Annotated in this window: 20 protein-coding genes; 6 read left to right on the top strand and 14 right to left on the bottom strand. The window is 50.2% G+C overall.

The features are described from left to right. From hslU to BM091_RS13130, 3 genes are read right to left on the bottom strand one after another with little or no spacing between them, the layout of a single operon-like run. The gene (hslU, locus tag BM091_RS13120; protein ID WP_093396421.1) at window positions 1-1,365 is read right to left on the bottom strand and encodes an ATP-dependent protease ATPase subunit HslU; all 1,365 of its coding nucleotides are present in this window, start codon (window positions 1,363-1,365) and stop codon (window positions 1-3) included. A 2-nt stretch (window positions 1,366-1,367) separates the two neighbouring features. Then, on the bottom strand, window positions 1,368-1,910 hold the full coding sequence (gene hslV, locus BM091_RS13125; RefSeq protein WP_093396423.1) for an ATP-dependent protease subunit HslV: 543 nt from the start codon (window positions 1,908-1,910) through the stop codon (window positions 1,368-1,370). A gap of 3 nt (window positions 1,911-1,913) precedes the next feature. Further along, the gene (locus tag BM091_RS13130; RefSeq protein ID WP_093396424.1) at window positions 1,914-2,864 is read right to left on the bottom strand and encodes a tyrosine-type recombinase/integrase; all 951 of its coding nucleotides are present in this window, start codon (window positions 2,862-2,864) and stop codon (window positions 1,914-1,916) included. A 373-nt stretch (window positions 2,865-3,237) separates the two neighbouring features. Between BM091_RS13130 and BM091_RS13135 the strand changes: the two genes are divergently transcribed. The 6 genes from BM091_RS13135 to BM091_RS13160 all read left to right on the top strand — a co-directional run bounded on the left by BM091_RS13135 (window position 3,238) and on the right by BM091_RS13160 (window position 8,570). Next, complete coding sequence (locus BM091_RS13135; RefSeq protein ID WP_093396425.1) at window positions 3,238-4,053, top strand: PhzF family phenazine biosynthesis protein; 816 nt, start codon at window positions 3,238-3,240, stop codon at window positions 4,051-4,053. After that, window positions 4,050-4,964 carry a polyamine aminopropyltransferase gene (gene speE / locus BM091_RS13140; protein ID WP_093396427.1) on the top strand — a complete coding sequence of 305 codons (915 nt, stop codon included), beginning with the start codon at window positions 4,050-4,052 and terminating at the stop codon, window positions 4,962-4,964. The genes BM091_RS13135 and speE overlap by 4 nt, the downstream gene beginning before the upstream one ends. A gap of 15 nt (window positions 4,965-4,979) precedes the next feature. Continuing rightward, window positions 4,980-5,924, top strand: a complete 945-nt coding sequence (locus BM091_RS13145) for a PP-loop family protein (RefSeq protein WP_093396428.1) — start codon at window positions 4,980-4,982, stop codon at window positions 5,922-5,924. A 112-nt stretch (window positions 5,925-6,036) separates the two neighbouring features. After that, the gene (locus BM091_RS13150) at window positions 6,037-6,522 is read left to right on the top strand and encodes a CarD family transcriptional regulator (RefSeq protein WP_093396430.1); all 486 of its coding nucleotides are present in this window, start codon (window positions 6,037-6,039) and stop codon (window positions 6,520-6,522) included. A 35-nt stretch (window positions 6,523-6,557) separates the two neighbouring features. Next, window positions 6,558-7,586 carry a PIN/TRAM domain-containing protein gene (locus BM091_RS13155; RefSeq protein WP_093396432.1) on the top strand — a complete coding sequence of 343 codons (1,029 nt, stop codon included), beginning with the start codon at window positions 6,558-6,560 and terminating at the stop codon, window positions 7,584-7,586. Between the two features lie 3 nt (window positions 7,587-7,589). After that, entirely contained in the window at window positions 7,590-8,570 is a 981-nt protein-coding gene (locus tag BM091_RS13160; RefSeq protein ID WP_093396433.1) for an RluA family pseudouridine synthase, read from the top strand. On the opposite strand, the gene BM091_RS13165 is transcribed toward BM091_RS13160, so the two are convergent. Genes BM091_RS13165 through BM091_RS13215 form a run of 11 tightly spaced genes read right to left on the bottom strand, consistent with a single transcriptional unit; the run spans window position 8,567 to window position 19,395 of the window. Then, entirely contained in the window at window positions 8,567-11,203 is a 2,637-nt protein-coding gene (locus BM091_RS13165) for a hybrid sensor histidine kinase/response regulator (protein ID WP_093396435.1), read from the bottom strand. The two genes, BM091_RS13160 and BM091_RS13165, sit on opposite strands and share 4 nt — an antisense overlap. An 11-nt stretch (window positions 11,204-11,214) precedes the next feature. Then, window positions 11,215-12,342: an ABC transporter substrate-binding protein gene (locus tag BM091_RS13170; protein WP_177193659.1), complete on the bottom strand. Its 1,128-nt coding sequence runs from the start codon at window positions 12,340-12,342 to the stop codon at window positions 11,215-11,217. Next, entirely contained in the window at window positions 12,323-13,099 is a 777-nt protein-coding gene (gene cobJ / locus BM091_RS13175; RefSeq protein ID WP_093396438.1) for a precorrin-3B C(17)-methyltransferase, read from the bottom strand. The genes BM091_RS13170 and cobJ overlap by 20 nt, the downstream gene beginning before the upstream one ends. Further along, entirely contained in the window at window positions 13,096-14,169 is a 1,074-nt protein-coding gene (locus tag BM091_RS13180) for a cobalt-precorrin 5A hydrolase (protein WP_093396439.1), read from the bottom strand. The genes cobJ and BM091_RS13180 overlap by 4 nt, the downstream gene beginning before the upstream one ends. Beyond that, window positions 14,166-14,945 (bottom strand): precorrin-4 C(11)-methyltransferase, encoded by a 780-nt coding sequence (gene cobM / locus BM091_RS13185; RefSeq protein ID WP_093396441.1) that lies wholly within the window; start codon window positions 14,943-14,945, stop codon window positions 14,166-14,168. The genes BM091_RS13180 and cobM overlap by 4 nt, the downstream gene beginning before the upstream one ends. After that, complete coding sequence (locus tag BM091_RS13190; RefSeq protein WP_093396442.1) at window positions 14,945-15,952, bottom strand: cation diffusion facilitator family transporter; 1,008 nt, start codon at window positions 15,950-15,952, stop codon at window positions 14,945-14,947. The genes cobM and BM091_RS13190 overlap by 1 nt, the downstream gene beginning before the upstream one ends. A 3-nt stretch (window positions 15,953-15,955) precedes the next feature. Further along, window positions 15,956-16,321 (bottom strand): VanZ family protein, encoded by a 366-nt coding sequence (locus BM091_RS13195; RefSeq protein WP_093396444.1) that lies wholly within the window; start codon window positions 16,319-16,321, stop codon window positions 15,956-15,958. Between the two features lie 12 nt (window positions 16,322-16,333). Continuing rightward, window positions 16,334-17,029 carry a CidB/LrgB family autolysis modulator gene (locus tag BM091_RS13200; protein ID WP_093396445.1) on the bottom strand — a complete coding sequence of 232 codons (696 nt, stop codon included), beginning with the start codon at window positions 17,027-17,029 and terminating at the stop codon, window positions 16,334-16,336. Further along, on the bottom strand, window positions 17,022-17,372 hold the full coding sequence (locus tag BM091_RS13205; RefSeq protein WP_093396447.1) for a CidA/LrgA family protein: 351 nt from the start codon (window positions 17,370-17,372) through the stop codon (window positions 17,022-17,024). The genes BM091_RS13200 and BM091_RS13205 overlap by 8 nt, the downstream gene beginning before the upstream one ends. Beyond that, on the bottom strand, window positions 17,372-18,112 hold the full coding sequence (locus BM091_RS13210; RefSeq protein WP_093396448.1) for a FadR/GntR family transcriptional regulator: 741 nt from the start codon (window positions 18,110-18,112) through the stop codon (window positions 17,372-17,374). Before BM091_RS13210 ends, BM091_RS13205 begins: the two co-directional genes overlap by 1 nt. After that, the gene (locus tag BM091_RS13215; protein WP_093396450.1) at window positions 18,109-19,395 is read right to left on the bottom strand and encodes a (Fe-S)-binding protein; all 1,287 of its coding nucleotides are present in this window, start codon (window positions 19,393-19,395) and stop codon (window positions 18,109-18,111) included. Before BM091_RS13215 ends, BM091_RS13210 begins: the two co-directional genes overlap by 4 nt. Between the last annotated feature and the right edge of the window lies 1 nt (window position 19,396).

Genomic DNA, 19,396 nt, shown 5'->3' on the forward strand with positions numbered 1-19,396 from the left:
TTACAGGATGTATCTGCTGAGATCCTGATCTTCCACGATGTCTCTCAATGTTTCGCGCACATATTGCCTGGTTATGCGAATAGTCTGCCCCTGGAGATCGGGGGCATTAAAAGAGATATCCGATAAAAGTTTTTCCATTATTGTGTGAAGCCTTCTTGCACCGATGTTTTCTGTTCTGGTGTTAACTTCGTAGGCAATCTCGGCGATCTCTTCAATCGCATCGTCCTCGAACACCAGTTCCACGCCTTCTGTGGCAAGAAGGGCACGGTACTGAGTGATGAGAGCATTTTCGGGCTCCGTTAAAATCCTGACGAAATCCTCTTTGGTGAGGGGCTTGAGTTCCACCCTTATGGGGAATCTGCCCTGAAGTTCCGGAATTAGATCCGACGGTTTTGACATGTGGAAAGCGCCGGAGGCTATAAAAAGTATGTGATCTGTCCTGACCATTCCGTATTTTGTCATCACCGTTGATCCTTCCACAATGGGAAGGAGATCCCGCTGTACGCCCTCACGGGACACATCGGGCCCGCCCGTAGCTTCCCGACCCGCTATCTTGTCTATCTCGTCGATGAAGATAATTCCGGAATGCTCAACCCTTTCAATAGCGGTGCGTATGACCTTATCCATGTCTATAAGGCGCTGGGACTCCTCTTCGATTAAAATCTCTTTAGCCTCCGGTATCTTCACCTTGCGGCGTCGGGTTCGTCTGGGCATCATGCTGCTCAGCATCTCTCTGAGATTGTAATCCAGGTCTTCAAGACCGGCTCCGGCAAACACTTCTATCATGGGCATGGAGCGATCGGGTACATCTATTTCAACGTATCTTTCATCCAGCGCACCGTCCCTCAAAAGCTTCCTGAGCTTCTCTCTTGTGGAATCCACCTGCTGAACTTCAGATACCTCGGCCGAATCTCCCGCCGCCGGGGCGGCACGGTTCTTCCGTCTTGACTGCGGCAGAAGGATGTCGAGAAGCTTTTCTTCTGCCAGTTCCTCTGCCCTTGCCCGAACCCTTTCCATCTCTTCCGCCCTTACCATATTGACGGCGATATCGGTAAGGTCTCTAATCATGGACTCCACGTCCCGCCCCACGTATCCCACTTCGGTAAATTTTGTTGCCTCCACTTTCAGGAAAGGGGACTGGGCCAGTTTGGCAAGCCGGCGGGCAATTTCCGTTTTTCCCACACCGGTGGGACCGATCATAATGATGTTCTTCGGTGCTATTTCGTCTCGAAGATGCTCCGGAACCTGCTGTCGTCTCCACCTGTTCCTCAGCGCTATGGCCACCATCCGCTTTGCTTCCTGCTGGCCGATAATGTATTTGTCGAGCTCCCGGACAATCTCTGCCGGCGTAAGAGGCTTATCCATAATCACAACTCCTCAATCACGAATTCCCTGTTGGTATAAATGCATATGGATGCCGCAATTTTCATTGCTTCTTCAACTATTTCCCTGGGACTCAGTTGCGAATGCTTAATGAGAGCACGGGCTGCGGCCAGCGCATAAGGGGCACCGGAGCCTATTGCTGCAACGCCGTCGTCGGGTTCTATCACGTCTCCTGTTCCGCTGATAATAAAACAGTCGCTACGATCCATTGCAATAAGCATTGCTTCCAGCCGTCTCAATACCCGATCGGTACGCCAGTCCTTGGCCAGTTCTACCGCCGCTCTTTTGAGATTCCCGTTGTACTGTTCGAGTTTGGTTTCCAGCCTTTCAAAAAGCGTGAAGGCATCAGCGGTTGCTCCTGCAAACCCGGCAAGTACCCTGCCGTGGTACATGCGCCTTACTTTGCGGGCTCCGTGTTTTACAACCGTGTCCCCCAGCGTAACCTGGCCGTCTCCTGCCATAACGGCGCCGTCTTTGTGCCTTAGCGCAAGCACCGTCGTTGAGTGAATTTTCACCTGAGGCCCCATGCTTCAGAACTCCTTTCTCTTCCTTCCTCTGGGATGTGCTCGATCGTAAAGCTCCATTATTCGATCTATATGAAGATGTGCATATCTCTGAGTCGTTTCAAGTCTGCTGTGGCCCAGCATTTCCTGAATCACTCTCAGATCGGCTCCGGCGTTGAGCAGGTGGGTGGCGAAGCTGTGGCGTATTCCATGAGGTCCAAGACCGTCGCGTAAGCCGATGCCCGTTTCCAGGAGAGATCTTTCCAGGATGCGGTTTACGGACCGGGTGGTTAATCTTTTACCGAAACGATTTTTGAAAAGAGCCCTGCTGACGTGGCGCTTACGGGGCTCCTGAGCCTGGAGGGCAGAAAGATAATCTCTGACTGCTTCGAGGGCAATCGGCGTAGCCGGAACTATCCGTTCTTTACCGCCTTTACCTTTTATGCGCACGATTAAGTCCTCGTAAAATACGTCATCTTCGTCCAGCCCGCAGAGCTCGGAAACGCGAACCCCGGTTCCGTAAAGAGTTTCGAAGAGAGCCCAGTTTCTCACGATGCGCCAGCTTACGCCCGCTTTTTTCGCTTTGCCTTTCAACGCTTCAAGAAAAGCGTAAATCTCATCAACATCAAAATGAGGTGGACTGTTATAGCCTATCTTGGGAGATCGAATTACCTCTGCGGGGTTTTCTTCTATTATCGATCTGTCCTGAAGAAACCGGAAAAAGGTTTTTATGGCCGAAAGCTTTCTTGCTCTGGAGCGGGCTTTGAGCGCCCCAAGCCCTGCAAGAAAGCCGAGAACAGCCCTGTGATCGATTGATTCCGCTTCAGATCCTTTTGAGTTGCAGCAATTGTTTTTTCCGATCCAGTCGATGAACTGTTCAAGATCGGATCGGTAAGCTCTAACGGTCTCTGGGCTCAACCTCCGTTCACTGCGAAGATATTCTATGAACTCGTCCTTCCACTTCGACCACCGCTCCATGCACGATACCCCCCGTTATTTTGAGACCCGGCTCTACAAGTGTAAAATAGTTGTAGAGTTTTTTCCAAGCCCAAGTCTTCAGGCGGATCAATTTGTTCGGATCGGCTTTGACCAGGACAGGCGATTGAAATCAGGGAATACCCCCTTAAAAATCTCTGAATCTGTTCGAAGGCCGACAGGCTTACCATAATTACGAAAAGTTATACTACCAGCGATCTGGGTTTAAGGAAGATCTAATATTGTGTGGCATCCTTGAAAACGGATATGCCCTCGTCAGGGATCGGAGTAAAGTTAGCAACTCCTGCATTTCCATTTGAAGAATTTCCAAAATTTGTTTAATCATCCTTCGATTTTGACTGAGGTCGGAGGATTTATGAGGAAAATACCTTTTTACCAGGTTGACGCCTTTACCCTTAAGCCTTTCAGGGGCAATCCTGCTGCGGTTTGTATAATCGAAGAATGGCTGCCAGATCGTATAATGCAGCTTATTGCACGGGAGAATAACCTGAGTGAAACGGCCTTTGCTCTTGAGAGAAGAGAGGGCTTCTACGAACTCCGGTGGTTTACCCCCCTTGTCGAAGTGGACCTTTGCGGGCACGCGACACTTGCCACGGCCTTCGTCATCTACCGTGAACTCAGGCCCGGATACGACGGGCCAATCGAATTCAGCACCAGGAGCGGAATCCTTACGGTTTTTAAGGATCACGATGTTATCTACATGGATTTTCCGTCAAGAAAGGGGACGCCTGCCGAAAAGATCCCTTTGCTTGAAAGAGCTCTGGGTTCGGAGCCGGCAGAAGTTTACAGGTCAAGGGATCTTCTTGTCGTTTTTGACGACCCCGATGAGGTCATCAAGATGAAACCCGATTTTGCCGAATTGCAGAAGCTCAACGACGTTCTGGGGGTGATCGTCACGGCACCACACTATGAGTACGACTTTGTATCCAGGTTTTTTGCTCCCAGAGCGGGAGTCCCCGAGGATCCGGTTACCGGTTCGGCTCATTGCACCCTTATCCCTTACTGGTCGGCCCGATTGGGTAAGAAGTCTCTGAGAGCCTATCAGGCTTCGGAGAGAGGAGGAGAGGTCATCTGTGAAGATCGAGGGGAAAGAGTTTTGATCGGCGGGCATGGAGTGCTCTATGCGGCCGGGACGATATTCGTTGACGATGAGGAGGCTGAGATAGGATGAGCTCAAGCAAGGACGTTTTTTTTGATGAACCTCTGACGCCGGGTATGTTCAGAAGAATTCGGGCCAGGTCCATCTTGTATTCGGCCAATTCACCCTATCAGCAGATAGATGTTGTGGAAACCGAAGAGTACGGAAGAGTACTTTACCTGGATCGGCGATTCCAAACTTCCGAAGCAGAAGAATACTTCTATCACGAGAGCCTTGTCCACCCTGCTATGGTTATACATTCCGTTCCCCGCAAGGTGCTTTTGATAGGAGGAGGCGACGGAGGAGCCCTCGAGGAAATATTGAAGTACAGAACGGTTGAGCGCGTGGACATGGTTGAACTGGACGGGAAGGTTATAGAGGTCGCCAGAAGGTTTCTGAACAGGATTTGTGCCAATGCCTTTGAGGATCCCCGGCTGAATCTTGTCGTAGGTGACGGGAGGGCTTTCATTGAAAAGTCTTCCGATAGCTATGACGTTATAATACTGGATCTTACGGATCCAATGGGGCCCTCTAAGTACGTGTACACAAAGGAATTCTACGATCTCTGCAGGGATCATCTCAATCCCGGCGGCCTCTTATCCCTTCATAACGATTCCCCCTTTTTCTATCCGGAAGCCTTTGCCGTTATCGTCAATACTCTGAAGGCCGTATTCCCTCACATGGTCCAGTTTGTAACCTTCATTCCCGGCTATCTCCTCGATTTTGCCTTCTCCGTCTGTTCTTCATCTCCAATTCCCGAACGCTCGGGGGAGGAAGCTGAAGCCATTCTCAGGAGACAGGGGCTTGATGCGAGCTCTTTAAAATGGTATGAGCCCGAGCGGCATGGAGAGTTGCTTAAGCTTCCTGCATATGCCAGAGTTCTTTTGAAGCAGGAGGTAAGAATATCCACCGATGATGATCCTTACTCTATTCCCGAGATGTAAAGGGGCGTGAAATCTATGGGTAGAAAGCCTGACAGACCAAGCTATGGGGAACTGCCGGCAAAAAGCAAGTGCACGCGGTGCAGGGAACGGGCCGTCATCCATCTACCGGCTCATCACGCCAACTTCTGCGAGGATTGTTTTCTCCATTTTTTTCGCACTGCCGTAAAAAGAGCTATGAGGCTTTTCCCCTTCAGGCGGGGAGAAAGGATCATGGTCGCGGTGTCAGGTGGCAAGGATTCTCTGGCCACCTGGCTCGTACTGAGCGAACTGGGCTACGAAACGAAGGGAGTTCATCTGGACCTCGGGATCCCTGAATTTTCGGAAGCATCACGCCGGGCCGTGGAAAATTTCTCGGGTCGTTTTGGACTTCCCCTTTCTATCTTCAGTCTCAAGGACGAATTCGGTATGAGCCTTCCCGAGATCGAAAGACGATCCAGAAGAGTAATTTGCGCCGTCTGCGGGACTATAAAGCGGCATCTTCTGGGAAGAATAGCGGCCAGAGAAGGATTTCGCCACGTTGCTACGGGGCATAACCTAGATGATGAGGCGGCGAGGCTTCTCGGAAACATCGTCAGGCACAGGGATCAATATATTGAGAAAGCCTATCCTTACCTTCCTCCCATCGGTGACATGATTCCGGGAAAAATCAAGCCCCTCTTCAGGGTTGAAGCCGCTGAAATAAGAATATACTGCAGGGTACGGGGGATAGACTTCTTCGGTGGAAGCTGTCCCTTTTCCCGGGGCGCAACAAGTCACGTGTTTCAGGAAGCTCTGGAGTTTCTGGAAGAAAAAATGCCGGGCACCAAAAGAGATTTCTTATTAAACTACCTCAAAAAACGAACCTTCCCACCACCCGAAAACCCCCAGGCCAGATGCGAAGGTTGCGGTTATCCCAGCTACAGGTCTCTTTGCAGCCTGTGTAGCCTGAGGCAGCAGATGGGTTTGGCGGATCGGCGTTAACCTCCGGATATTTCTTCTCTTTTCTTCCAGGAAATCGGTCTTTGCTCATCTGCCTTCAAATGTTAGATTAAAAAATTAAAAGTTAAGATTGGAGAAGGGGGTCGGTAGAATTATGTTCAAGGAAGGAGATCTGGTGTTTTATCCCGCTCACGGGATAGGGAAGATAGAAGCAATTCAGGGTAAATCTATAGATGGGTCCAGGCAGGATTTTTATGTGTTAAGGATACTTGAAACGGATACCAGAATAATGGTTCCCGTCCAGAACGCCGAAAATGTTGGAGTCAGAGGACTGGTTGATCCTGGAGTAATTCCCAGGGTCTTTGAAATTCTGAAGAAAAAGGAGGTTTCGGTTAGTGCTTCTACATGGAACAAGAGGTACAGGGAATACATGGAAAAGGTTAAATCCGGGTCCATTCTGGATTTGGCTGAAGTTTTCCGTGATCTGAATTTGCTGAAGGAAGATAAAACTTTATCCTTTGGTGAGCGGAAGATGCTGGAGACGGCCAAGGCGTTTCTTGTTAAGGAGATCTCGATTGTTGTAAACGAACCGGAAGAGGAAATTGAAAGAAGACTTTATGAGTGCTTCAATAACGAATGATCGAAAGGGAAAAGAACCGGTAAAGGGGTGAGTTCATGGGAGTACGGTGGTTGTGGCTGTCCGTTAAGATTCTCATAGTGATCGTCTGTGCCCTTGGGGGATACTTCATTGCTTCTCAGATAAACGTCTTTTCCGGCTATACCTGGGCGAAATGGTGGGGTGCAGGGTTTGGTATTCTTTTCGGCGGTATTGTGCTGGCTTTAGAAAAAGTCATCAGAATGATACCCCTTAAGGTTATCCTGGGAGGCACTTTTGGTCTTATTCTCGGTCTTTTCGTAGCACGTCTTATTGGGGGAAGTTTCACGAGCCTGCAAAATCCAACCGTTCAGGTCAGTGTTTATGTGGTATTGTCCTGTATTTTCGGTTACATCGGAACGGTTCTGGGCAGTATTAAGTTTGCCGAACTCACGACAGGCCTTCCGTGGTTTGGCAGGATAACCGGAAAAGCCGCTTCGCCCAAGATTTTGGATACCAGTGTGATAATAGACGGCCGAATAGCCGATGTGGCAGAGGCCGGTTTTATCGAAGGGCCTCTTATTGTGCCGGAGTTCGTGCTTCAGGAGCTTCAGCACATTGCCGACAGTCAGGACCAGTTGAGAAAAGCCAAAGGGAGGCGTGGTCTTGAGGTACTGAAGCGTCTTCAGGATATGCCTCACATGGATGTGCGTATAGATAAACAGGCCGTGCAGAGCGGTCAGGACGTTGACAGCATGCTGGTGTCTCTTGCAGAAAAGCTGAATGCAAAGATTCTGACAAACGATTACAATCTTGCAAAGGTTGCAGAACTGCACGGTATTCAGGTGCTTAACATGCACAGGCTGGCCCATGCCATGAGGCCCCAGGTTCTTCCGGGAGAAACCCTCAGACTGCAGATACTTAAAGAAGGTCGTGAAGAAGGGCAGGGGATCGCCTATCTGGAAGACGGCACAATGGTGGTGGTGGAAAACGCCAGCAAGTATCTGGGGCAGGAAGTCGAAGCGGCAGTAACGAGCGTGCTTCAAACTCCCGGCGGCAGAATGATTTTTACAACTCTGAAGAGCGTGCAGGACGGACGGCAGCACTGATTGATGGCCAGCTCTACGGAAACCTTCAGGGTTACGCCCGAAGAAGCCGGCATTCGGCTGGATTCACTCCTGGTTGGACGGCTTGAGGGCTACTCTCGCGGCTTCGTTCAGAAGCTGATCAAGCAGGGTTTTGTCAGGGTTTGCGGTTCGGCCAGGAAATCGGCCTATTGCGTAAAACCGGGAGATCTGGTGGAGGTTGAAATTCCCGAGCCCGATGGTGCCGATGAACCGATAGTGGTCCCCGTTCCGGTTCCCCTTGATGTGCTCTATGAAGACGAACATATCGTCGTGGTTAATAAACCTGCCGGAATGGTAGTCCATCCAGGAGCGGGGAAGGAAAGTGTATCCCTTGTCCACGCACTGCTCTACCGTTATGGGAGTCTGGCCTCCGTAGGTGCACCGGAACGACCCGGGATCGTGCATCGCCTCGACGAAAATACCACGGGAGTAATGATCGTTGCGAGAACGGATAGGGCCTATTGGGAACTCGTAAAGCAGTTTGAAGGCCGAACCGTTCAAAAAGAATATCTCGCGTTGGTCTGGGGTGTTCCTCCGGAAGAAACCGGAACCGTGAGTACTCTTATAAACAGGCATCCCCGGGAAAGAAAAAAAATGGCCGTAACCCAAAACGGCCGTGAAGCGGTTACTAAATGGAAGGTTTTAAAGACATGGAAGGAGGTATCACTCCTTTCGGTAAAGCCCATTACGGGGAGGACTCATCAAATAAGAGTCCACATGGCTTACATACATCACCCCATTGTAGGGGATCCTCTCTACTGCCGCCATGAAAGAAGGGTTAACCGACTGACTGACTTCGCATTCAAGGATCTTCTGAAGGACATAAAAAGGCAGATGCTTCACGCTCGAATGCTCCGATTGAAACATCCGGTTTCCGGAGAGATTCTCGAATGGCAGGCACCTTTGCCTCCCGACATGGAAAGGCTGCTGAAGTCCCTGGATGCACTGGAGGGTGTGACGAGTTAACCCTTGAAGGCCGGAAGGATCTCTCTTATCGTCTCCAGTAGTTTATCCACGGTGAAAGGCTTTGAAAGACATGCCGACGCTCCATAGGCCCTGTAGTTTTTTATCACATCATGGGATATATACCCGCTGGCGACAATTACCGGAATATCCGGGTATTTCGTTTTCAATATGTTCAGGCATTCTCGCCCTCCCATTCCCGGAAGACCGAGGTCCAGTATTATGAGGTCGGGCTTCTCTTCAGAGTTTTCCAGGAATTCAAGAGCCGATTCCGCTCTGGGATAGTAGTGAACCTTGTGCCCCTTCTGTTCAAAGAATTCTTTCACGAGTGATCCAAAAATCTCTTCATCGTCTATCATAAGCAACGACAAGGGTTTCGTTTCGTGAGAAGTTCCTTCTTCTCGATCTTCTTTGTCTTTTTCCGTCTTCTCTGTTGCCTCCTTTTCCGCAGAAGGCAACAAAACCGTGAAGGTAGTGCCTCTGCCGACCTCGCTTTCGCAAAAGATTCTTCCTCCCAGGCTTTCAACAATACCCAGTATAACCGAAAGACCAAGCCCCGTTCCTCTTCCCACTTCTTTGGTGGTGAAGAAGGGATCGAATATTCTCTCTTTCACGTGAGGCGCCATACCCGGGCCATCATCTTCCACGTCTATACGAAGGTAAAAGCCCTGAGTTGAAAGACCGAAGGTTTGTGGTCTGTCGAGAAAGATGCGCCTGGTTTTGACCGCTATGCGGCCCGATCTGTCCCCAATGGCATCCTTTGCGTTGCTGACCAGATTCATCACTATCTGCTCCACCTGGCCTGTTTCTGCAACAATTCGATCATCTTCGGCGTCGAGATGTTCTTCCAGGGCAATATTTTTAGGGAAGGAAGCCCGGGATATGGTCATAATTCGACGGATTTCGTCGTGAGCGGAGACTATTTCCCGGTCTGCTCTTTGCTTTCTGCTGTATGTAAGAAGCCCCCGAACCAGTTTCGAGCCTCTCCTGGTAAGATGATAGAGGTTTTCCAGGTAGTCTTTGAATTCAGGCCGATCTCTAAGGCGGCTTTTCAGTATATCGACGTTCAGGACTATTCCGTGCAAAAGGTTGTTGAACTCGTGAGCAATACCCCCCGCCAGAACTCCAACGGCTTCCAGGCGCTGCATATGCCGGAATTTCTTCTCGTACTCGAATTTCTCTCTAACGGCCAGGACCTGGGAAGTTACATCCACGGCTACAAGAAGACCGGCGGGACGGCCTGAGACCTCAACAGACCCCACGGACACACGAAACCACTTCATATCGCCATCTTTAACCACCACCGGTAACGCATCATAATGAATGGGAGCCGCCTTCATGGTCTGGCGTATTAAAATCCTTTCTTTTACCTGCTCTCTGTAGTCGGGATGTACCAGTTCCCAAACTTCGATATTTTGCAATTCTTCAGGTGTGTAACCGGTCAGTCTCTGGGCTTCTGTGTTAGAATATATAAAGACGTTATCCTGGAAAATTCCAAGAGCTACCGGGGCGTGCTCGGCTATTGCACGAAATCTTTCTTCACTTTCCGCCAGAGCCTGCTCCTGAAGTGTTAGCCGTTCCACCGTAGAAGCAATTGTTCTGAAGCAGATGTCTATTTCTGAAATGGAGCTGTAGCGGCTTTCTCCTTCACCTACTCGTTCCAGCAAATCCTCCCGTGTGCTTGTCATGGACCTTACTTCCCGGGCCAGGTTTTCTACGGGCTGTACGACCGTTTTGAGCAACCACCGCCTTGTTAAGTAGAAAATCGCGGTACAGAAGGTTACGCAGGCAAACAGGATGATGAGCTGCATCTTCAAATAGGGCAAAAGGATAGACGAAAGCGGAGTTGCCGCAAAGCACCACCATCCCGAGAAGGCATCCGTGAGACCCGCAATTATATACCATCGCCCCTGATGTATGGCGATATGCACTCCCCTGGGATCTTTCTTTGCACTGCGAAACCATGCTTCATGGGCGAAGTTCTCACGTCGTTCCACAAGTTTTATATCCGGATGCACTATCACATTTCCGAATCTGTCGGTAATGAAAAGCAGGGTGTCCTTAAAGGCATGAGAAAGAACGTTTATCTTCAGCATCTGTTCAAGCTTTGCTTCTCCTATGACTATATCGCTTCCGTTCCTTGATGCAAAAGCCACTGTGACAGATCCCGAATAGGGCGAATAATAGGGTGGTGATACATAACATACCCCATCAAGACCTCTGCTTTTTACTAGTCTGGAAAAGTGGTTGACCGCCGGAAGGCCGTAAACTCTGGCAGAATAGACGGGATAAATCCGGCTCGCCCGGTCGTTGGCAGGATCGTATATAATAACATTTCTTAAAACCTGCTGAAACTCCAGAAATTTATTGGTGTAAAGATATCCCTCTATATCACCTTCTGCCGATTGTCCTGATATCGATGCCAGTAGCCTGCAGATGCTGTTGATGTGCTCCTGTAAAAAGCCTATTCCTATTGTGGTCAGAATAATGTGCTGTCTTCTGAACTGTTTGTAGGCCAGGGCGAAATAGATGAGGTTTGCAAGAATCGATAATAATATGAGGGGAACAAATACGTTGGCAAAAAGCTTTTTTCTGACTATCGACTCCAGAGTTTGCCTCTTCTGTATTCCCTCCATGAGTTTTGGTTCTACACTCCTTCCTCACAGAATTTTCCGCGGCAAACGGAATATATGAAAGTAGGTCTCCGGGCGTCTCCGTATTCGTCTATCGAGATAGGCGAAAGGAGGCCGGGGAAGTTTTCTATTTTTGAGAGTTCCGTTTCTAATTCGGAGCCTCGAGTTCGCGATTGCATCACTGCAGCGGCAACGACTTTCATGGTGTCGTAACCCTGCACGGCCGCAAAGGATGGCGGAAATCCATAGCGGGTTTCATAGCGAAGCAGAAATTCTTTTAAATCCGGGGATTGGTTACCGGGTTCGATATCTTCAAAGAATATCTTTGAGTCCGAAAGACCGAAGGCCGACAAAAAGGCACCGGTTTTGGCCCAGAGAGGAGCGGCTATAACGACCTGAGGCAGATTGTCTATAAGACTTCTCGCAACAATTGCCGTGTCCAGCGCCGATGTGGCAAGGAGAACTGCATCGGGGTGGTAGGGGATTAGATGATTCAGGATTCCTATAACGCTGTTGGTATGTAACGAAGGGTGCTCTTCAAGTCTGTACAAGCACGGGTGGTTCTTCAATTCCAGGCCAAGAGCCTTGAAGAAGTGACGGGCAAAGTCTTCCGTGTAGGTCCTGTTTCCCTGGTCTATGACCACACAAAGGCGCACAGGTGAAAATCTCTTCTTTATGTATTCGGCAAGCTTTGTTGCTCTGGTTGAAGAGTCAGAAATGGTTCTGAAGAAGCAGTCTTTCTGTCCGGTAAACTCTGAAGACGACACCACAGGGCTTATCCATATCGTATTCTGCTTACAGACCCGGGGTATGATCGATCCGGTCAGGGTGCTCAGGACGGGACCTATTATGACCCGCACATTCCTTCTGATGAGCAACTCGGCGGCTTTCCGTACCCCCTCCTCGGTACCTTCATCGTCGATGTAATAGACCTTTACTTTAAAGCCGTAACGTTTCGCGTCGGCGTTTATTTCCTCTTCGGCAAGTCGGACCCCGTTTCGAACCTCAACCCCCAGATCAGAATAGGATCCGGAGTAAGTGCCCACACATCCGACTTCCACGACTTCTTGAGAGCACGAATAAAAAAATGCTATCGGCAGAAACAGGCAAACGTATATTTTGTTATACCAGATACTTTTCATCATACCCTCTGGGGGTAACCATCCACCCCCGCCACACATAAGTGCGGGCGTTTCCTATAATAAGAATGGTTTGCATGTCAATATCTTTTGTGACAATTGATTCAAGTTTTGTAATAATTCTCTCCTGTCCATCTCTCATGGCTCTCTTTACAATTCCTGCCGGGGTTTCCGGTGATCTGTACTCAAGAACAATCGAAAGGGCTTTATCCAGAAGCTTCGGCCTGGTTTTGCTCCGGGGATTATAAAAAACTATAACGAAGTCTGCCATTGCAGCAGCGTGAATCCTTTTTTCTATTAAGGACCAGGGCGTAAGATGGTCGCTCAGGCTTATAGTTGCGAAGTCATGCATCAGCGGAGCGCCTAGGACGGCGGCGGCAGCATTAAGGGCCGATACCCCCGGAACAATTCTCACGCTTAATTCCCACTCCTGAGACTCTCGATCCGTCTCCGGGTATCCGAAAGGAGCCACCGCTATGTCTTCTTTCCTGCATACGTCAAATACCAGCCCGGCCATCCCGTATATCCCGACATCCCCTCCGGAAACCAGAGACACCCGCTTTCCCTTTCTGGCTTCTTCTATGGCCATCAGAACTCGTTGAAGCTCCTGCCGCATTCCCTTGACCAGGAAGGTTTTGTCGGGATAGAGGGGCTTTATAAGGGATACGTAAGTTGAATAACCCACTATGAGATCACTTGAGTCAAGAGCTTCCCGGGCTTCCGGTATCATGTACTCCGGAAATCCGGGACCCAGACTCACCAGATAGAGCTCGCCTTTCCGATCGCTACCGTTACGTTTCCCCTTTTTTTCTTCGTGACGATCAGACGAGCCCGAGGGTTTGATGCCAGAACCGATGCTTCGCATACGCTTGACACTCCTACGTAACGTTTAACCACTTCAGATGGATTGGGTACCCGTATCCTTTCAAGAAGCTCAGGGCCGTGAAAAAGGATGTCCCGCCCGAAAAACCTTACCGCATCTAGCAGGCCCGGTTCCCGGGACTTAAGATCAACGGAGGCAAAATAAAGTATCGCCGAGAGTGCGAGGCGGTGCTCATCGAAGACGTCCGTTACGGCTTTTATGATCTCCTCGGCAGAAGTGCCTCTATTACACCCTATCCCCACAATTAAGTTTCGAGGATAAAGCGCAACACAGGCCGCATCTTCCGGTGGTTTTTCCTCGCATACCCAGATTCCATACGACGAACCACCGCCCTCAAGGGAATCGACTTTTACCAGATTTGGATAATCTGCTGAAAGTCCGGGATAAATCCTGTCCTCCGGATCAAAAATCCATACCCGCTCTCCATCAAGCAACCTGACCATAAGGGTAGGCAACAATTCTTTCCTGTCGATCTCAAGCCCCTTCTCGATAGCCGTCAAGTCCAGAGACCTTTTGCCGGAAACATCGGATGCGGTTGTGATCACCGGTGTGGCGCCGATAAGGTCGGCGATCTCAACCGTCCATCTGTTGGCTCCGCCTACGTGACCGGAAAGAAGACTTATTGCATAGTTACCCGCTTCGTCCACCACAATTACGGCGGGGTCCTCCATTTTCGATCTCAAAAGCGGAGCAACCGTTCTCACCACGATACCTGTTGCCATTATGCAGACGATAACCTCGAAAGAGTTCCATACTTTATTAAAGACCTCGCGGAAGTCGTCGAAAAAGCTAACCCCCTGGGTCTCATCTACTAGCACCTCTCCGGATAACCTTTCAGGAATGAAACACGTGGCTCCGTCAATTAGTCTGCTTATGCGGAGTGCCAGCTTTGCTCCCCTTCGGGTAAGCGACAGAACGGCAACGGAGGCTTTACCGGATTTACTCATGCCGAAGAGCCTCTCGACTTTCTGAATCCGTGTGAAAAATCCGGAGCATAAAGGCGGGAACGCTTTCCGGGGCGTTCTTCTGCAAATGATTCACCTACCAGTATGAGAGCCTGCCTGCGTATCCCGGCTTTTTTTACCCTCTCGGCAATGTCGGCCAGGGTGCCGAAAATAAAGGATTCGTCTGGCCAGCTAACCCTGTGAGCCACTACCACCGGCGTGTTTTCGGGGTAATGCTTCAAAAGCTCCGCTACAACGTCCTCTATGGCATGAACGCTTAAATAAAGAGCCACGGTGGCGCGGTGAGAAGCCAGAGACGCGAGAGATTCCCTCTCCGGTACGGGCGTTTTCCCGCTTTTTCTTGTTATTATGAGGGTCTGGGATATTTCCGGAAGGGTCAGTTCCCTTTTCAATGCCGCCGCTGCGGCAAAGACGGCCGATACACCGGGGACAACCTCATAGGGAATGCCCTCGGCATCCAGCAATACCATCTGCTCGTGTATCGCCCCGTAAAGACCGGGATCTCCCGAATGAAGCCTTGCCACCATAAGACCTTTCCTGTAACCTTCCACGAGTAGGCCGTGAGTTTGCTCCAGCGTCAGGGGCGCACTGTCTATGAGTTCAGCCCCGTCTTTTGCCCACTTAAGCATTTCTGCAGACACCAGAGATCCCGCATAAACGATTCGGTCTGCCGTCTCCAGAATGCGTTTTCCTTTCACGGTTATGAGCTCCGGGTCTCCCGGGCCTGCTCCAATGAAGTAAATGGGATGTGCTCTCACTACGCCTCCTCCACCCTTTCGGGTTCCGAATCGGACATAATTGTATTCCCGTCCCAATATACGCTGGCCCGTTGAGGCTCCATACGAAATTCACAATCATATTTCCGACATATCCTGCAATCGGGCGATTTACAGGGATCCAGATGAATTACCACGTCAACAGGGTAGGGTACATTATCCTTAAGGAGTTTTTCTACCGTAAGGGCTTCCATGTGAGCCTGCCATAAATGGAAGTTTCTGGGAAGAATCAGGTGCAAATCTACAAATACACGGTTTCCAACCTTTCGAAGCCTTAACCTGTGTACGTCAATCCACCATTCCTTGCGATGTTCTTTGAGTAACTCCGCAATATATTCCACGAGAGAACGGTCGGTTTCGTCCATTAGGCCGGAAAAGGCATGTCCTACAAGACGGAACCCGGTTATGAGGATAAAACATGCGACCCCGGTAGCCACGACCGCATCCCAGATCGGTTTTTTTAATGCGCTTGCTACCGAAAAGCCGACCAGTACGGCCGCGGTCGTGAATATGTCGGAAAGAATATGATGGCCTTCCGCCCTGAGTACGGCAGAACCCGTTTTCCGGGCTACGGCAAATAGCCCTACCACGGCACAGGACTGTACCAGCATGGACCCCGTCAATACCCACATCCCAACGGCGGGTTCTTTAAGGGACTGTGGATCGAAGAGCCGAGGGACGCTTTGACGCAGGATAAGCAAAGACGCACAGAATATCAGGGCTCCTTCAAAGCCAACAGAAAAATATTCTATCTTTCCGTGGCCATAGGGATGGGACTTGTCAGGGGGCTTTTCGGAAAGCCACAAACTGAGTAACGCAAAACAACTGGCAAGAACGTTTATAATTCCCTCAAGAGCATCGGAGAGAATTGCCTGTGAGCCCGTCTTCAGATATGCATAGCCTTTAAGGCCGATTACGATAACATGAACTGCAATTACGGGAATCATGATCATGAGGTAAGTTCTGAAAGAGGAGACCGGGGAATGCATCCGTCAGTGCCGCTTTCTCTTCAGTAATATCCCTTTTGTCAGGAGGACCATTTCGAATAAAGCAAGCCCTGCCGTGTTAGCCGCCAGATCAACCACAGAGGCTTCACGAAAGGGCAGCAGGCTCTGAATAGCCTCTATCAATATACCGTAAAAGGTCAGAAATATCCATATCAGGCCGTGACGTACCGGAGGATAGGCCCGGGCCATAACGGCGGCGAGGTAGAGAAAGGTTAGGGCATGCTGAGCAAAGTCGTCGATGCTGAAAAGGATAGGCGGGATTTCGCTGGGGTTTCTGGTAGCCATCCAGATTATTACCAGCAGACTGACCGAAAAAACAAATCGCCACGCAATAAGGCGCTCCCGTGACATCAATCGCTCAAATCAAAGGGAAAAAAGTTTTATGAAAATAGGCGTGAGAAGGGCCGTAACAACACCGTTGAGGCATATTGCAAGGCCTCCTGCCGCACCTTCAACCTCTCCCTCCTCAATAGCCCTTGCGGTACCTATTCCGTGAGATGCAGATCCCATGGCAAGGCCGAAGGCAACGCCTTTCTTTATCCCAAGAAGCCTCAGGAAAGCAGGCCCGATCACGGCCCCAAGAACCCCTGTGGCGATGACTATGGCCGCCGTGAGAGACGGTATGCCCCCCAGTTTTTCCGATATACCCATCGCAATGGGTGTCGTTACGGACTTCGGGGCAATGGAGACAATCACCTCCCTGCTTCCGCCGAGAATAAGGGCAAGTCCTGCAGCACTCACAATTCCAGACACACTCCCGACAAGAATTGAAACCAGAATGGAGGTCCCCCTCTTTTTTATTTCCTCGAGCTGCAGATAAAGCGGAACCCCAAGGGCAACAACCGAAGGTCCCAGAAAAAAGCTGATAATTCTGCCCCCCTCGAAGTACGTCTTGTACGGAATTCCCGTGACTTTCAGGTATAGAATCAAAAAAATAATCGAAAGCATTACGGGATTCAGCCAGAAATATCTAAAGCGGAGGTATATTTTCTGCGCAAAAAAGAACACTGCAAGGGTTATAAAAACGGAAAAGGCGTGAGTTTCCAGGAAGTTAACCATCTCGTTCCTTTCTCTCTTCGAGCCTCTTTTGTAAAAAGCCCACAACGGCGAGCACGACCAGCGTGCTCAGAAACCAGGAAACCGCAATTGCAAGCCACTCTTTCCTGAGAAGATCAAAGTAAACCATCAGCCCCACTCCGGGCGGGACAAAGAGAAAGGCCATATTTTTGACGAGAACCTCGGCGACTCCTCTAACCCTTTCAAGACTTACCCAGCCTCTGGTAAGGGCAAAGGTAAGGAGCACCATGCCGATTACATTTCCGGGAACGGGCAACCCGGCCGCTTTTGAAATTGCTTCTCCTATCACAAGAAAAAGAAATATGAAAAACAGCCCCTCTATCATCACTCGGATTCCGCCAAACTGCTCGTGGGTCTCCTGGCGAAGTAATCCCTTACGAAGGTTATGTGCCGCCTCATAGCTTCTTCCGCCTGTTCCGGATCACGGCTCTGAATGGCTTCGAAGATGGCTCTGTGCTGGGATATTATAATTTCGATGTTCTCCGGGTTTTTGTAGAGACCCTGCAGATTCTGCTTAATGCCGAAGAACAGAATGTCGTACATATTCCGCATGATCCTTACCTGAACCGGATTCTTGGTTGCGTATGAAATGGCCATGTGAAAGGATACGTCTGCCTCATGTCCCAGCCCGCCAGATGCCACGTCTTTCTTCATCTCTTCCAGGCTCTCTTTCAGGAACTCGAGGTCTCTTTCATCGGCCCTCAAAGCCGCCAGAGACGCCGCATTGCACTCAAGCCCCATTCTTACTTCCAGGATTTCCACAAGCGATGCGTTGTCCACATCAAGAGCCTCAAAAAGGGGATTCCGCTCCGCTTTGGCAGGATGACGAACGAAGGTTCCCTGCCCCTGCCTGTGCTCAAGGAGTCCCATCGTAACAAGTTTGTTTATGGCCTCCCTTACCGTCGGACGACTTACTCCCAGAACCTCGGCGAGACTTCGCTCCGGCATCAGCTTCTCACCGGGCTTTAAGTACCCGCGGTATATCAACTCCATTAGCTGATCGCACACCTGATCTGAAATCTTCTTGGGTTTTATGGGCTTAAGTGGTATCGACGATGGTGTCATAGGCTCTCCGCATATAGTTCTACAACGTGTTTTACCTTTTTACCTTTTCCCGTTCTCGATAGCATATCGGCCAGTTGAATCATGCAGGCAGGGCAGGCCGTCGCAACCACATCGGCTCCCGTGTCGATAATCCTCTGAGCCTTTTTCAGCCCGATTTTTTCTGAAAGCTCCTCGTGTTCGAGCCCGAAACTTCCCCCGAGACCACAGCAGGAGTCGGCTTCCACCATTTCGATGAAGCTGTATCGATCCAGAGATTCCAGAATCCTGCGAGGTTCCTTCCATATCCCGAGAGACTTCTTGAGATGGCAGGGATCGTGGTAGGTAACCTTTAGCGGACCCGCCTTTTTCTCCGAGCTTTTCATATGCCCGTATTTAAAGAGAAACTCCGTGACATCCATGGTCTTCTCCGACAGGCTCTTTGCTTTACCGGAGATATTAACACCTTCTCCCTCCATCATAACAGGCCATAGCTCTTTTATCACAGCCGTACAGGTGGCACAAGCCGTGACGAGCACGTCGTATCCTTCTCCTGCAAAGGACTCAAGGTTTCTCCTGACGAGGCTTTTAAAGGTGTTCAAATCCCCGGCAGAAAGGGCGGGAATGCCGCAACAGGATTGTCCTTCGGGAAGATGTATTCCCATTCCCTCCTTTTCCAGAATTCTGATTAAAGCTTCCGCAACGGAAGGGAAAACCCTGTCGATCAAGCATCCCGTAAACACCGCAACCGTGATGCCCCCGGTTGCCGGGCGATAAAGTGCCGGGACCTTTTCGTGAAAAGGCACAGCGGCGAGGGGGGTTATGTGCCTTTTGCCTAAAGGGGGGACGGGAATTCTGGAGCAGGAGGTCCCGACAACGGGATCCAGGTCTTTAAAGAAAAGTTTCTGACAGCGGGCCATAATATCGAGAAGCCTATGAAATCGCTCCGGTACCGCAAGAATCTTTCGAAGTATCAGGCGCTTTAAGGGCGAAAGACCTCTGTATTCCGAAATAATGGCCCGGGCTTTAAGAAAAATTTCAACTGATTTTACTCCACTCGGGCACTGAGCCTGACAGGACCCGCAGAGCAGACAGCGATGCAACCTCTGGGCAACACCGTCGGGCTTTTCGAAGAGGGATTTCCTCAGCCCGTCGAGAATCGCCAGCTTACCACGGGCTACGTCGGTCTCAAGCCGGGTTTCCCTGTAAAGAGGACAAACGGACTGGCACATTCCGCATCTCATGCAGACTATGAGGTCGTCCTCAAGGCTTTCCAGCATTTTAATCAGTTTGCCTATTGACGCCATC

Source organism: Thermodesulforhabdus norvegica (assembly GCF_900114975.1).
Lineage (GTDB): Bacteria > Desulfobacterota > Syntrophobacteria > Syntrophobacterales > Thermodesulforhabdaceae > Thermodesulforhabdus > Thermodesulforhabdus norvegica.

Coding starts and splice junctions, on each gene's coding strand:
- BM091_RS13195 (WP_093396444.1), bottom strand. CDS start 16,321: ATGTCACGGGAGCGCCTTATTGCGTGGCGATTTGTTTTTTCGGTCAGT.
- BM091_RS13180 (WP_093396439.1), bottom strand. CDS start 14,169: ATGAGTAAATCCGGTAAAGCCTCCGTTGCCGTTCTGTCGCTTACCCGA.
- BM091_RS13190 (WP_093396442.1), bottom strand. CDS start 15,952: ATGCATTCCCCGGTCTCCTCTTTCAGAACTTACCTCATGATCATGATT.
- BM091_RS13205 (WP_093396447.1), bottom strand. CDS start 17,372: ATGATAGAGGGGCTGTTTTTCATATTTCTTTTTCTTGTGATAGGAGAA.
- BM091_RS13215 (WP_093396450.1), bottom strand. CDS start 19,395: ATGGCGTCAATAGGCAAACTGATTAAAATGCTGGAAAGCCTTGAGGAC.
- BM091_RS13135 (WP_093396425.1), top strand. CDS start 3,238: ATGAGGAAAATACCTTTTTACCAGGTTGACGCCTTTACCCTTAAGCCT.
- BM091_RS13170 (WP_177193659.1), bottom strand. CDS start 12,342: ATGAAAAGTATCTGGTATAACAAAATATACGTTTGCCTGTTTCTGCCG.
- BM091_RS13200 (WP_093396445.1), bottom strand. CDS start 17,029: ATGGTTAACTTCCTGGAAACTCACGCCTTTTCCGTTTTTATAACCCTT.
- BM091_RS13210 (WP_093396448.1), bottom strand. CDS start 18,112: ATGACACCATCGTCGATACCACTTAAGCCCATAAAACCCAAGAAGATT.
- BM091_RS13160 (WP_093396433.1), top strand. CDS start 7,590: ATGGCCAGCTCTACGGAAACCTTCAGGGTTACGCCCGAAGAAGCCGGC.
- hslV (WP_093396423.1), bottom strand. CDS start 1,910: ATGGGGCCTCAGGTGAAAATTCACTCAACGACGGTGCTTGCGCTAAGG.
- BM091_RS13145 (WP_093396428.1), top strand. CDS start 4,980: ATGGGTAGAAAGCCTGACAGACCAAGCTATGGGGAACTGCCGGCAAAA.
- BM091_RS13165 (WP_093396435.1), bottom strand. CDS start 11,203: ATGGAGGGAATACAGAAGAGGCAAACTCTGGAGTCGATAGTCAGAAAA.
- BM091_RS13155 (WP_093396432.1), top strand. CDS start 6,558: ATGGGAGTACGGTGGTTGTGGCTGTCCGTTAAGATTCTCATAGTGATC.
- BM091_RS13130 (WP_093396424.1), bottom strand. CDS start 2,864: ATGGAGCGGTGGTCGAAGTGGAAGGACGAGTTCATAGAATATCTTCGC.
- hslU (WP_093396421.1), bottom strand. CDS start 1,365: ATGGATAAGCCTCTTACGCCGGCAGAGATTGTCCGGGAGCTCGACAAA.
- speE (WP_093396427.1), top strand. CDS start 4,050: ATGAGCTCAAGCAAGGACGTTTTTTTTGATGAACCTCTGACGCCGGGT.
- BM091_RS13150 (WP_093396430.1), top strand. CDS start 6,037: ATGTTCAAGGAAGGAGATCTGGTGTTTTATCCCGCTCACGGGATAGGG.